Here is a 13,272-nt window from a genome sequence, read left to right as displayed (position 1 = left end):
AACTTTATCCCTAAAGAATTGAAAAATATTAGAAGTGCAAGTAAAATTCTAAAAGGTAGATTCTTTTACATTCGTAATCTTTTAATTCGAAGGAAGGTTTTCATGGCCCGTAAAAAACTTAAAAAACGTAAACTCTTGATTTCACTATTTTTCCTTGTATCGATTCCGCTAGCTCTGTTTGTTTTAGCGACAACTTTATCAAAACCGATTGAAACATCCAAAGAAACTGAAGAAATCGATGAACAGCAAGTATTTATAGACAGTCTGTCCGGACATGCCCAAATTTTGTATGAAAAATACCATGTTCTCCCCAGCATCACAATTGCTCAGGCCATTCTCGAATCGGACTGGGGGAACAGTGAACTGGCTGCTAAGGCCAACAACCTTTTTGGCGTAAAAGGGAATTATAAAGGCCATCATGTCACGATGGAAACGGACGAAGTTGAAAAAGGGAAAAGAAAAACCATTCGCGCGAAGTTTCGAAAATACAGCACATTTTTTGAATCTATGGATGATCACGCCCAATTGTTCGTCCGTGGCACATCGTGGAATAAAAAGAAGTATAAACCGGTGCTTGAGGCAGGGAATTATAAGGAAGCGGCAACCGCCCTGCAAACATCAGGATATGCTACAGATCCTGACTATGCTGACAAAATCAGCGCTATTGTGGAAAAATACGATTTAGATGAGTACGATGAGGTAAATCCATCCCTCAAATCTGTGGATTTAAACGCCTCTATTAAAGACAGTGCCGTTCAAGACGTATGGTCCAAGCCCTCTACTGATGATCGGTCCATAAGGCTTACCTCTGCCCAATCTTATGTCGGCAAAGACATAAAGGTTGTGTCTAGAAAACAGAAAGGCCAGTCTGTATGGTACCAATTCCAAATCAATGATAAACTTATCGGCTGGATTGATGATTCAGCTGTTGAAATAAAGGAGGCAACCTAAGCCCTTTTTACTGGTATTTTTAATTCTTTGTTCCATTACGGGGAATTTGAGGTATAATATTCCACGGAAGTTATCACTTTTTAACTATGCTTTCGGGAGGGAACAAAGGTGCAGAAATATAGACGCAGAAACACGGTTGCCTTTACAGTATTAGCTTATTTTACTTTTTTTGCGGGAGTATTTTTGTTTAGTATCGGACTCTATAATGCTGATAACCTGGAACTCAATGAAAAAGGTTATTACATCGCTGTTATGATACTTGTAGCAGTTGGTGCGATTCTTACACAAAAAGTAACCCGTGATAACGCGGAGGATAATGAAATCATCGCGGAACAGGAAAAAAGACAAAATCAATCTCATATCGAATCATAAAAAAATCCGGCGACTGCACGCCGGATTTTTTTGATATCACCCTGTAAACACTTCGCCATCAGGGTAACGGATATTTGATTGCTCTGTTTTTGCGAATGAAAACACGAACGTTAAAGGACCAATTCTTCCGATAAACATGATGACAATAATGATACACTTGCCAGCTGTTGTCAGTTCAGGAGTAAGCCCCATCGTAAGGCCGACAGTTCCGAATGCGGAAAAGGTTTCAAACACAATTTGAAGAAATGGCGCTTGTTCTGTGATCGTCAGGGCGAAAATCCCTAAAAACACGATGAACAAACTGGTGACGCTCACAGCTAAAGCTTTAATGATAATCGGATATTTGATGGAACGGCGGAAAATAACCGTTTCTTTTTTACCTCTCAAGTAAGCAATAACAGATGTTAAAATCACGATGAACGTAGTCAGCTTAATGCCGCTCGCCGTTGATGCGCTTCCTGCTCCGATAAACATCAATAATAAAGTAAATACAATTGTTCCTTCTCTCATGCTTCCAAAATCTAGAGAATTGAAGCCTGCGGTTCTCGGCGTCACTGCCTGAAAATAGGACGCCCACAGTTTATCCACTATATGCAGGTGGCCGAGCGTCCCAGGGTTGCTGTATTCTAAAATAAAGACCGTAAGCATAGCAATCGCATTCAACATCAGCGTTCCTGTAAGCATGAGCTTTGTATGTAAAGAAAAAGCTTTAAAACGCCGATTTTTCATCACATCAAACAGAACCGTAAATCCGATCCCTCCTGTAATAAATAAGAAAGTAATCACGAGGTTTACTGTAGGATCGCCAACGTAGCTCATCAAATTATCAGGCCACAACGAAAACCCGGCATTGTTAAAAGCAGATATTGCGTGAAACAAACTTGCAAACAAGCCGGATGACCAGCCGTATTGAGGTACAAGCCGGATGGATAAAATGAGTGCTGCTATCAATTCAATACTGATCGAAAACAGAAACAGGACTTTGACAAGGCCAATGACACCGCCGATTGTCGGCTGGTTTAAGGCTTCCTGGACGAGCATTCGTTCTTTTAATCCGATTTTTTTTCCTAATATCATGACGATCAAGACCGCAAACGTCATAAATCCAAGCCCGCCAATCTGAATCAGCCCCATAATAACTGTTTGCCCGAATACCGTAAATTGAGTACCGATATCGACAACAGCAAGCCCTGTAACAGTTGTAGCGGAAGCCGCAGTAAAAAGGGCATCTATCCATGACAATGGCTTCGTAGTGGAAATCGGAAGCATTAATAGGACAGCCCCGATGATAATGGTAAGGAAAAAACCAATGGCAAGCACTTGAGGCGGTGTAAACCGAACCCATTTGATCACTTTATCCTTTTGAAGTGTCACCTTTGTCTACATCCCTTCGTTTTCAAAACGTTTAATATCCTTTTTGTGGCCCATGATCACCAGGCAATCTTGCTCGTGAATGATGTCTTCAGGCGCGGGGGAAAGACAGATATCTCCATGATGTTTGATGGCCAGGATCGTGCAGCCGTACTTTGCTCTTACATTCAGGTCAATAATCGATTTTGAATCAAGCTTGCGCGTAGCCAACAGCTCGACAATACTGTATTCATCAGATAGATCAATGTAATTCAAAACATTTTCGTCTGAAAGGCTTTGTGCGATTTTAACTCCCATATCTTTTTCAGGATGAATAATCCGGTCAGCGCCGATTTTTTCAAGCACCTTGTGATGATAATAGTTTTGAGCCTTCACCCAAATATTTGGAATATCAAGCTCCTTTAATAATAGGGTGGTCAGCGTACTCGCTTGAATATTTGCTCCGATGGCAACAATCACATATTCAAAATTGCGTATTCCTAATGAAAGCAATTCGTTTTCTTCGGTGGCGTTGGCAATTACCGCATGAGTGGCGTAAGAAGCATATGCATTGACCTTTTCTTCGTTGATATCAACCGCAAGGACCTCATGCCCCATTCTATGAAGTTCTTTACAAATGCTGCCGCCAAACCGGCCCAGACCGATCACGGCAAATTGCTTATTTTTAATTCTTCCCAATGTTCATATCTCCCTTAGTGAATTAACGTTTCTGAAGCAAAAAAGACCATTGCAAAGAATGGCCAAATAATAGACCTCCTCTCTGTATACGCCTACGAGGTTAGCTGTCGGATTAGGGATTCAGAGTACCCCCTCTTACTTAGTAAGATTCACCCCAAGGCTGTTAATAAAACAGCCAATCGTTGGTTCCCCCGTTCGTGTTTGATTAAGCGGTAAAAGAGACTGTATGAAATTGAACACTCAAGAATTTACTCCTGTTTCTAGTGTTTGTCAATTTAAATTTTAAACCAGAAAAAAGATAACGGGGATTAGAGAAAAAGGGGAGGGTAAAACGCAAAAAAGACCGGCGTTAACCGGTCTTTTACATTAGTTGCAACCGCAAGGCTGAGTCGGAGGAGTGCTGCGCTTAGCCACGTCAATGCTGGCTTCTGCGTAAAATTTATTTCCGATGCTTAATGATTTATTCTCTGCACGGAAAGTATATGTACCAGCGGCAGGAAGTGTTTTGTTATTCAGTTTTAATTTGAATTCGCCAGCTCCTAACAAATCAAGTGCCAAAGGAACTCTTACTGTTTTCCCGTTATTGAGGATCTGTGTTGTACGCAAGGCATTTCCGTTCAATGTGTCTTTCGTGTTTGCAGTAAATCCGCTTGGCAATGTAAACTCCATAACGCCAAGGCTGAGAAGCGTGTTTGGACGGTAAGTCAATTCGATATCTGAGAAAGACCATTCCGTTTTGCTGGCGCCAGTGATTGTTGCGAACAATGAAGCTGTAGACTGTGTTCTCATAGTAGATTCAGTATGAGCTTTAGGTGATGTAGATTCAGCCGCGAAAGAAGCTGTAGGTGCAGAAACGAGTAATCCGAGACTTAATGCACTAATTGCCAAAGAAGATAATAATTTGCGTTTCATAACAAAATTCCCCCTAAAAAATGATAAATTAAACAGGCCTGCCCGCTTTTCACCTCCTCTGAAAGGCCAAATACAAATTTTACCTACATAAAATTACCATCAAATATTTTGGAAGTAAATGGGGTGTTTTTCCCGTATTTTTCAAATTTGTAGTAGTTACATCAAAAAAACGCCTGCTTTCCCAGGCGTTTTCTGCTTTACTTTGTTTCGATCGGTATAAATTTAAAAATTTCTCCGGTCTGCACCGATTCAGCAAGCCGTTTCAGCCAGTCATAGTAAGCTTTAGAGCTTTCCAGCTGATCATATAACTGCAGTGCTTCATTTTTGATATCCTCATCGAGATCTTCCTTGCATAAAACCTTTTGTAAATCAGCTTGAGCTTCCTCGATCGCTGCTACATTCACTTGAACCTCCCGCTCCCATTTAGGTGGAAAGAAATTTGTGAAAAATTTAAAGAAATCCTTCTCAGCCACAAATGTATGCTTACGGATGCCCCGGTGAAATGTTTTTTTCACTACATTTAAGTCTTGAAGCTTTTTGACGCCTGTGCTCATGCTTGGTTTGCTCATTTGCAACTCCTCACGCATTTCGTCAAGCGTCATCTCATCCCTCATATACATCGTCCCATATAAAATCCCGACACTGCGGGTAATTCCGTAAAGATCCATCGTTTCAGCAATGGAGTCAATAACAAGATCCCGAGCCTGTTCTATAGCTGCAAATTCTGGATTTTCATCCATACTGACCCTCTTTTCCTTTAGAAAATTAAATTCGTTAAGTTATTTCTTTATGTTCTTTATCTTAACGAAACATGAGAAAAAGTCAAAAAGAAAAATCAAAATGGGACTTTGACAGTTTAAAAACCATATGTTAGATTAAGGTTGTTAAAAACATTAAATTTTTATTTAACAAACTTTATTTACGTCAAGGAGGCTTATATGAGTCAAACATTATTCATTGACGGAGAATGGATCAGTGCCGAAAAAGAACAGATCCGCAGTATTATCAATCCATTTAATCAAGAAGAAATTGCAACTGTAAGCGAGGGAGGGCGAGAGGATGCCATCAAAGCAATCGCAGCCGCGCGCAGAGCATTTGACAAAGGAGAATGGTCTTCGCTATCCGGGCTTGAACGCGGAAAAATTGTTCTGAAAATTGCGGAATTAATCAGACGCGATCTTGAGGAGCTGGCTGAGCTTGAATCTCTTGATACAGGAAAAACACTCGAAGAAAGCAAGGCTGATATGGACGATATCGCCAATGTTTTTCAATATTACGCCGGCTTGGCAGACAAAGATGGCGGAGAGATCATTTCATCTCCGATTCCTGATTCAGAAAGCAAAATTATTAGAGAGCCAATCGGGGTTTGCGGCCAGATCACTCCATGGAATTATCCGCTCCTTCAAGCGAGCTGGAAAATCGCCCCTGCACTGGCTGCAGGAAACACAATCGTCATGAAGCCGAGTGAGATTACGCCGCTGACGACAATCAAAGTCTTTAAGCTGATGGAAGAAGCCGGTGTTCCAAAAGGTGTCGCAAATCTTGTTCTTGGACCGGGAGCCACAGTGGGCGACGAGCTTGCAGTAAACAGAGACGTCGATTTGATTTCATTTACGGGCGGAATTGAAACAGGCAAAAAAATCATGCGGGCGGCAAGCGGAAACGTCAAAAAAATCGCCCTTGAACTTGGCGGGAAAAACCCAAATATTGTTTTCAAGGATGCGGATTTAGAAGTTGCGGTTGATCAGGCCTTAAACGCTGTATTTTTCCACGCCGGCCAAGTATGCTCTGCAGGTTCCCGCTTGCTTGTTGAGGACGCCATTCATGATCAATTTTTGGCGGAGCTGGTCAAACGGGCAAAACGCATAAAACTCGGAAACGGTTTTCATGCTGAGACAGAAAGCGGTCCGCTTATTTCGGCGGAGCACAGGGCAAAGGTAGAAAAATATGTAGAGATCGGAATAGAGGAAGGCGCGAAGCTGGAGACAGGAGGCAAACGCCCGGAAGATCCTGCGCTTCAAAACGGCTTTTTCTATGAGCCTACTATTTTCTCAAACTGTAATTCTGACATGAGAATCGTTCAGGAAGAGGTTTTCGGTCCTGTATTGACAGTCGAAACCTTCAGCTCTGAAGAAGAGGTAATCGAGCTTGCGAATGATACCATCTATGGCTTGGCTGGAGCGGTATGGTCAAAAGATATTGAAAAGTGCGAACGGGTAGCAGCCCGCTTGAGAATGGGAACCGTTTGGATCAACGATTTTCATCCGTACTTTGCACAAGCGCCATGGGGCGGATATAAGCAATCCGGGTTCGGACGCGAGCTTGGAAAAATAGGCCTTGAAGAATACACAGAAGTCAAACATGTATACCGTAATACAAAACCGGCAGCGGTTAACTGGTTCAATTCATAAGAGGGGGAGATTGATGATGACATTAAACATGAAGGTAGAAAGCATGCAGAAATTCCACACATTTGAAATTCCGACTGTGATTAAGCATGGAATCGGAGCCATCAAGCATACGGGTGAGGAAGTAGCTGCACTGGGCGTTTCAAAAGCGCTCCTTGTCACAGACCCTGGGATTTATAAAGCCGGTGTTGCTGATCCCGTAATCGAATCACTTAAAGAAGCAGGCATTGAAGTGGTGCTCTTTAATAAAGTTGAGCCAAACCCGCCTGTCCGTCTGGTGAATGAAGGATCTGAGCTTTACAAAAAAGAGAACTGTAATGGTTTGGTGGCAGTCGGAGGCGGAAGCTCCATGGATACGGCAAAAGCAATCGGAGTAGAAGCGACTCACGAAGGAAGCGTGCTTGATTATGAAGCGGCAGATGGGAAAAAACCGCTGGAAAACCGCATTCCTCCGCTGACGACAATTCCCACTACAGCTGGAACAGGATCAGAAGTAACCCAATGGGCGGTTATCACAGATGAAGAAAGAGAATTCAAATTCAACACGGGCGGTCCGCTGATTGCAGCGCACTTGACCATCATTGATCCTGAGCTTCATGTTTCAATGCCTCCGCATGTAACAGCTATGACGGGAATTGATGCGCTCGCCCATGCCATTGAGTGCTATACAATGAAATTTGCACAGCCAATCACGGATGCGGTTGCCTTAATGGCGATTGAGTATGCCGCTCATTACATCAAGAGGGCATTTGCTGATGGAGAGGATCTGGAAGCAAGGTACGGAATGGCGCAGGCTGCGATGCTTGCCGGTCTTTCTTACGGAAGTGAATCAGCGGGCGCTGCTCATGCGATGAGCCAAACGCTTGGCGGTATTATCCCAGTCGCTCACGGCCAATGTGTTGCGGCGATGATGGGACCTGTCATGGAATACAACTGGAAGGGCTATCCTGAGAAGTTTGCGCGTATTGCGAAAGCGTTCGGTATTGATACAAGCAAGATGACAACAGAAGAAGCTGCGAAAGCATCTGTCAATTGGATGTATGATCTGGTCGAAGATTTAGAAGTGCCGACTTTAGAAGAGCAGGGAGTATCACCTGATATGATCGAACGCTTGTCTAAAGAAGCAATGAAAGATCCGCAAACCTTCGGAAACCCTAGAGATTTAAATGAAAAAGCATACAACTGGATCTACAAGCGCTGCTTTAACCTTACGCCTAAAACGGTATAATCAAAATCCCGCTCCTTTACAGAGCGGGATTTTTTGGGATAATGAAGCATAGGTGGAAATTTTAGATAAGAAGGAAGGTGCCAGCTGATGTGGAAGCGTATGACTGCAAAAGCGGAAGGCTTATATATCGCAGATACAGATAGCTTCGTAACAAAGCAAATGGACAAGCTTGATTTTGATTATGGCGGCATCCCCGGCGACTTGCATTTTGGCCTGACCAAAAAAGCGGGAGCCAGAGAACCAATGTTTTCAAGAGGGACTGAAATTTTCAACCGCAGACAAATTTCAATTGTTTCAATAGAGGAATGCAACGAAATCGCTTTAAAAATGGGAGTGCCAAGGATTTTGCCGGAATGGCTCGGGGCGAATGTGGCAGTCAGCGGTATGCCAGATCTTACTTCATTAAAAGAAGGAAGCCGGATTATTTTTCCGAGCGGAGCGGCTCTGCTGTGTGAGGGCGAAAATGATCCGTGTATCCAGCCGGGAGAAGTCATTCAGTCTTATTATCCGGACCAACCGAAGCTGGCGCCGGCTTTCGTCCGCCACGCACTGGGCATTAGAGGGATTGTCTGTATTGTGGAGAGACCTGGTGCTGTTTACACAGGTGATGAAATAGAAGTTCATTCCTATCAGCGAAAAGTTAAACGAAAAGCAGAAAGGGTCTGATCAAATCAGGCCCTTTCTATCTTTTCTTTAATTTCTTTCATTTGGCTGAGGTGCCGTTTTTCATGATGGCCGATAAAATCGATCCACTGTCTGACAGTCAGCTCTTGAAACACAGGATGCGGAAGCACTCTTTCAAAATCTTCTTCTTTCAGAGAGGCAATCGCAGCAGTCAGCTGCTCTCTTACCACATCAAGCTCACGTTTCATTTGGCTGCCTGAAATAAAATCATGCGCAGGCTCAAGATGACTCGGGGCTTTCCGTTTATTATTTCTGTCCTGTGCTACCTCAAGCGGTTTTTCTTCAATTTCTTTAATCGGAGCGTCCTTTACACGTTCCTTCAACATTTTTTGTGCGGTCATATCGATTTTTTTCAAATGGTCAAGAACTTCCCGTATGCTCCATTCTTCAGCAGAAGGCTTTTGGTTCAGCTTTTCGTCAGAAAGTCCTTTCAATTCGTTCCACGTTTCTAATCTGGCTTCATTAAAGATACTCATCATATCTCCTCCTAAAATGACATTACCATATATATAAGCAATTATCATTTATAAAGCACTTCAAATGGGTTATTTGTCTTAAAATTTTGAAACTTTTCCTGTGGTGTCTCGTATAAATGATAACGGCAGCCGTTCATCAATGCATTGATGAAGAAAGGATGAGGAAGTTGGAGTTATTTGGAGTACCTATACAAACAATGTATCTTTATACGCTTATTATTGCGGGCAGCCTTACGCTGTTATTCCTGTTTTTCGGAGATGTATTTGCAGGGCTGCCAGAAGGCATTCCGTTTCTTAATCCGACATTAGTGCTCTCATTTTTCACATGTTTTTCAGCGGGCGGATATATAGGTGAACTCGTATTGCCTCTGTCGAGCTTGCTGATTGCGCTTTTATCTTGCATCCTTTCAATCATGCTGGTGGTATTGCTTCACATCTTTGTACTGGTACCATTATCATCTGCAGAAGAATCATTGGCATATAGAGAAGATGATCTCAGAGGAAGACTCGGTAAAGTGATTACAGCTGTTCCGGTTGACGGGTTTGGTGAAGTGGTCATAGAAGGGATAGGCGGCACCATTTCAAAGTCAGCGGTCAGTTTTGATAATCAGCAGATCAGTTACGGGACAATGGTGTTAGTCGTAGATATTAACAACGGAGTTCTTTCGGTTACTCCGCATGAACCCATTTAACATAAAAGGAGGAATTTGATATGACAATGCCGATTATAATAATCATCGGAGTTGTATTCTTTTTATTAATTGCACTAATAGCTGTGTTTATTACGAAGTATCGTACAGCAGGGCCTGATGAAGCGTTAATTGTAACAGGGAGCTATCTGGGCAATAAAAATGTTCATGTCGATGAAGGCGGCAACCGTATTAAAATCGTCCGCGGCGGAGGAACCTTTGTCCTTCCCGTCTTCCAGCAGGCAGAGCCGCTAAGCTTATTATCAAGCAAACTCGATGTTTCGACACCTGAAGTCTATACAGAACAAGGAGTGCCGGTAATGGCCGATGGAACTGCGATTATTAAAATCGGCGGTTCTATAGGAGAAATCGCTACAGCGGCCGAACAATTTTTAGGGAAATCAAAAGACGACCGTGAGCAGGAAGCGCGGGAGGTTTTAGAAGGCCACCTTCGTTCCATTCTCGGCTCAATGACAGTAGAAGAAATCTATAAAAACAGAGAAAAATTCTCTCAAGAGGTGCAGCGTGTCGCTTCACAGGATCTCGCGAAAATGGGGCTTGTAATCGTCTCGTTTACCATTAAAGATGTTCGTGATAAAAACGGTTATCTTGAATCATTAGGGAAACCGAGAATTGCCCAAGTAAAACGCGATGCTGATATCGCAACAGCAGAGGCTGATAAAGAAACCCGAATTAAGCGGGCAGAAGCCGATAAAGACGCAAAAAAATCAGAACTTGAACGGGCGACGGAAATCGCTGAAGCTGAAAAACTCAATCAGCTCAAAATGGCTGAATTCCGCAGAGAACAAGATACGGCAAAAGCGAATGCCGACCAAGCATATGATTTAGAGACTGCCAGAGCGCGCCAGCAAGTCACAGAGCAGGAAATGCAGGTTAAAATTATCGAACGCCAAAAACAAATAGAGCTAGAAGAAAAAGAAATTCTTCGCCGTGAACGTCAATACGACTCAGAGGTAAAGAAAAAAGCCGATGCAGACCGTTATTCTGTTGAGCAGTCCGCAGCAGCTGAGAAAGCCAAACAGCTCGCGGAAGCCGATGCCAAGAAGTACAGTATTGAAGCAATGGCAAAGGCTGAGGCGGAAAAAGTAAGAATTGACGGGCTAGCAAAAGCAGAAGCAGACAAAGCGAAAGGAGAGACAGAGGCAGAGGTTATCCGCCTGAAAGGTCTTGCAGAAGCGGAAGCAAAAGAGAAAATTGCGGCTGCCTTTGAACAGTACGGGCAGGCGGCGATTTTCGATATGATTGTCAAAATGCTTCCGGAATACGCGAAACAAGCAGCGGCACCTCTTTCAAATATTGATAAAATCACCGTTGTCGATACAGGAGGAAGCGGTGAATCAAGCGGAGCAAACAAAGTAACCAGCTATGCGACGAACTTAATGTCAAGTCTGCAAGAAAGTTTAAAAGCATCCTCGGGAATCGATGTAAAAGAAATGCTTGAGAACTTTTCAGGAAAAGGAAACGTAAAACAAAGCATCAATGAATTAACAAATGAAATCAAAGAAGCCAAAACGGTCCAAAAGTCAGAGTAAGGAAAGGACAGAACCGTATGGTAACTGTACGTGAAGCGAAGTTAGAGGATATAAAGGGCATTGCAAAAGTGCATGTAGACAGCTGGAGGACAACATACCACGAAACTATCCCGATTGATTATTTAAACAGCCTGAACTATAAGGAATTTGAAGACAAATGGAAAAGTCGCTCGTTAAAGGGAGTATTTGTTGCTCAGGACGAAATGGGTTCAGTATTCGGCTTTGCTTCATTTGGACCTATTCGCTCTGAACAAGAAGGCTATGACGGCGAGTTATACGCTATTTATCTTCTGGAAGAGCGCCAGCGGCAAGGTGCAGGCAGGGCGCTCTTAGCAAAAGGAGCGGAGTTTTTGCTTCAACATGGTTTTTCAAGTATGTTTGTTTGGGTTATTGAGCAGAATCCCTCGATTATATTTTATCAGGCCTATTCACCTGAAAGAGTAGCGGAGGACAACTTTGAAATTGCCGGAGTAAGGCTGAAAGAAGTAGGTCTTGGCTGGCCGGATCTTTCAGCTTTAAAAACACTTCTTAACAGATAACGAAAAATCCCCCAGCGGAATTCGCTGGGGGATTGTTATTTTTACGCTTTGTCACTTTTAAGCAAACGGGGTGCTGTCATAAATAATAAACATAGGACAATTGCACAAATAATGAATGAAGGAACCATGTAAGTCGCATTATAAGTTAAAGAATAAATCCATACCGGCGTTCCTTTTGGAGCAAAGCTGCCGAAAAACACAGCTCCTGAAATGACATGCGCGGCATAGCGCAGCAAACTGCCGATAAAAACTGCGCTTACCACTGAAACAATCAATTTCCCTTTTGTTTTTGATACAGCGGCTTTACGGACTGAAGAAGCGAAACAGCCGCTTATGCCGATTGCTGCGAAAGCGACAATGTAATCTAACAATAGCTGTACAGGATGTTGAGCAAACAAGTTTCCGATTGCTATTTGTACTAGACCTGTCAACAAACCTGTAGTAAGACCTGCTTTGATCCCCCAGCGAAACGAAATTAAAAAGATCGGAATCATCATGATGGAGACCGAGCCTCCTTGAGGCATGCTAAGAAACATTCCTGAGACAATGTCTAAAATAACGGCTGCCGCTGTCATAATGGCAATTTCAATAAGGCGAACCAGTTGCTTAGATTGATTCATATCTATCTCCTTCCATTGACAGACAACCAAAAGGACAACAAAAAAGCAGCACGCGGAAGGATGAGAAAAGTTCCACGCACTGCTTTACGATCTGCAATTCATTTGACTTTGCCACATCCCTACGCCAGCGTTAACTAACAGGTTCAAAGGGTCAGAACGAAACCGCTCACTCTCAGCTTTAATGCTCCCCTTGTGGTCATCAGTATTTAGTTCGTTTCTACTATACAAGAAAACGAAAAAAACAACAAGATCACATGACTGATGTATATGTTCTTTTAAGAAAGTTATATGATACACACGCTTTAGAAATCATGGCGAGGATTATAGTTTATTTGTTTTATAGATTTTTTTAAAAAAACTATTGCAATAAATAAATACAGGTGTTATATTATTAAACGTCGCTGATGCACAGCGGACACAAACTAGATGCTTCAAAACAACTTGAAAAAGTTATTGACAAAAAAGAAGCTGAATGTTATATTAGTAAAGCTGCTTCATTGAGAAGTAACGAAATGATCTTTGAAAACTAAACAAGACAAAACGTACCTGTTAATTCATTTTTATAAATCGCACAGCGATGTGCGTAGTCAGTCAAACTAGGGCCTGCATGACGCAGGTCACACAGGTGTCGCCGCAGGATGCGGTGAACTTAACCTGTGATCCATTTATCGGAGAGTTTGATCCTGGCTCAGGACGAACGCTGGCGGCGTGCCTAATACATGCAAGTCGAGCGGACAGATGGGAGCTTGCTCCCTGATGTTAGCGGCGGACGGGTGAGTAACACGTGGGTA

Annotated in this window: 14 protein-coding genes, 1 rRNA gene and 2 riboswitches; of the genes, 9 read left to right on the top strand and 6 right to left on the bottom strand. The window is 42.8% G+C overall.

Annotated features, from left to right (window positions below; translation table 11 throughout):
- Positions 1 to 102 precede the first annotated feature (102 nt).
- Both lytG and CW370_RS08485 read left to right on the top strand, forming a co-directional pair.
- On the top strand, positions 103 to 951 hold the full coding sequence (gene lytG, locus CW370_RS08490; RefSeq protein ID WP_024571877.1) for an exo-glucosaminidase LytG: 849 nt from the start codon (positions 103 to 105) through the stop codon (positions 949 to 951).
- A gap of 108 nt (positions 952 to 1,059) precedes the next feature.
- Positions 1,060 to 1,323 (top strand): YiaA/YiaB family inner membrane protein, encoded by a 264-nt coding sequence (locus CW370_RS08485; RefSeq protein WP_003222348.1) that lies wholly within the window; start codon positions 1,060 to 1,062, stop codon positions 1,321 to 1,323.
- Between the two features lie 36 nt (positions 1,324 to 1,359).
- Here CW370_RS08485 and ktrB read toward each other — a convergent pair whose 3' ends face one another.
- The 4 genes from ktrB to gbsR all read right to left on the bottom strand — a co-directional run bounded on the left by ktrB (position 1,360) and on the right by gbsR (position 5,024).
- Complete coding sequence (gene ktrB / locus CW370_RS08480) at positions 1,360 to 2,697, bottom strand: Ktr system potassium transporter KtrB (RefSeq protein ID WP_024571876.1); 1,338 nt, start codon at positions 2,695 to 2,697, stop codon at positions 1,360 to 1,362.
- 6 nt (positions 2,698 to 2,703) lie between these two features.
- Positions 2,704 to 3,372: a potassium uptake protein KtrA gene (gene ktrA / locus CW370_RS08475; protein WP_003228942.1), complete on the bottom strand. Its 669-nt coding sequence runs from the start codon at positions 3,370 to 3,372 to the stop codon at positions 2,704 to 2,706.
- 73 nt (positions 3,373 to 3,445) lie between these two features.
- Positions 3,446 to 3,594, bottom strand: a riboswitch (cyclic di-AMP (ydaO/yuaA leader).
- Positions 3,595 to 3,738: 144 nt separating this feature from the next.
- Complete coding sequence (bslA, locus tag CW370_RS08470; protein WP_024571875.1) at positions 3,739 to 4,284, bottom strand: biofilm surface layer hydrophobin BslA; 546 nt, start codon at positions 4,282 to 4,284, stop codon at positions 3,739 to 3,741.
- 197 nt (positions 4,285 to 4,481) lie between these two features.
- Positions 4,482 to 5,024: a transcriptional regulator GbsR gene (gbsR, locus tag CW370_RS08465; RefSeq protein ID WP_014480661.1), complete on the bottom strand. Its 543-nt coding sequence runs from the start codon at positions 5,022 to 5,024 to the stop codon at positions 4,482 to 4,484.
- Positions 5,025 to 5,222: 198 nt separating this feature from the next.
- Here gbsR and betB point away from each other — a divergent pair, with 198 nt between their 5' ends.
- From betB to CW370_RS08450, 3 genes are all read left to right on the top strand, one after another.
- The gene (betB, locus tag CW370_RS08460; protein ID WP_024571874.1) at positions 5,223 to 6,695 is read left to right on the top strand and encodes a betaine-aldehyde dehydrogenase; all 1,473 of its coding nucleotides are present in this window, start codon (positions 5,223 to 5,225) and stop codon (positions 6,693 to 6,695) included.
- 16 nt (positions 6,696 to 6,711) lie between these two features.
- Complete coding sequence (gbsB, locus tag CW370_RS08455) at positions 6,712 to 7,920, top strand: choline dehydrogenase (RefSeq protein WP_003243227.1); 1,209 nt, start codon at positions 6,712 to 6,714, stop codon at positions 7,918 to 7,920.
- 87 nt (positions 7,921 to 8,007) lie between these two features.
- Entirely contained in the window at positions 8,008 to 8,586 is a 579-nt protein-coding gene (locus CW370_RS08450) for an MOSC domain-containing protein (protein WP_029946184.1), read from the top strand.
- Between the two features lie 5 nt (positions 8,587 to 8,591).
- Here CW370_RS08450 and CW370_RS08445 read toward each other — a convergent pair whose 3' ends face one another.
- Complete coding sequence (locus CW370_RS08445; protein ID WP_003242867.1) at positions 8,592 to 9,080, bottom strand: DinB family protein; 489 nt, start codon at positions 9,078 to 9,080, stop codon at positions 8,592 to 8,594.
- A 167-nt stretch (positions 9,081 to 9,247) separates the two neighbouring features.
- Here CW370_RS08445 and CW370_RS08440 point away from each other — a divergent pair, with 167 nt between their 5' ends.
- From CW370_RS08440 to CW370_RS08430, 3 genes are read left to right on the top strand one after another with little or no spacing between them, the layout of a single operon-like run.
- Positions 9,248 to 9,772 carry an NfeD family protein gene (locus CW370_RS08440; protein ID WP_024572949.1) on the top strand — a complete coding sequence of 175 codons (525 nt, stop codon included), beginning with the start codon at positions 9,248 to 9,250 and terminating at the stop codon, positions 9,770 to 9,772.
- A 20-nt stretch (positions 9,773 to 9,792) separates the two neighbouring features.
- Positions 9,793 to 11,322 carry a flotillin lipid rafts scaffold protein FloT gene (gene floT, locus CW370_RS08435; RefSeq protein WP_024572948.1) on the top strand — a complete coding sequence of 510 codons (1,530 nt, stop codon included), beginning with the start codon at positions 9,793 to 9,795 and terminating at the stop codon, positions 11,320 to 11,322.
- A gap of 17 nt (positions 11,323 to 11,339) precedes the next feature.
- Positions 11,340 to 11,861, top strand: a complete 522-nt coding sequence (locus tag CW370_RS08430; RefSeq protein ID WP_015714591.1) for a GNAT family N-acetyltransferase — start codon at positions 11,340 to 11,342, stop codon at positions 11,859 to 11,861.
- 41 nt (positions 11,862 to 11,902) lie between these two features.
- On the opposite strand, the gene thiT is transcribed toward CW370_RS08430, so the two are convergent.
- Positions 11,903 to 12,481 (bottom strand): energy-coupled thiamine transporter ThiT, encoded by a 579-nt coding sequence (gene thiT, locus CW370_RS08425; protein WP_024572947.1) that lies wholly within the window; start codon positions 12,479 to 12,481, stop codon positions 11,903 to 11,905.
- 99 nt (positions 12,482 to 12,580) lie between these two features.
- Positions 12,581 to 12,682, bottom strand: a riboswitch (TPP riboswitch).
- A gap of 464 nt (positions 12,683 to 13,146) precedes the next feature.
- Here thiT and CW370_RS08420 point away from each other — a divergent pair.
- A 16S ribosomal RNA gene (locus CW370_RS08420) occupies positions 13,147 to 13,272 on the top strand; the annotation flags it as partial.

Source organism: Bacillus sp. SN32 (assembly GCF_002837495.1).
Taxonomy (GTDB): Bacteria; Bacillota; Bacilli; order Bacillales; family Bacillaceae; genus Bacillus; species Bacillus subtilis.
Note: the sequence above shows the minus strand (reverse complement) of the source record. Positions and strands in the feature narration are given on the sequence as shown.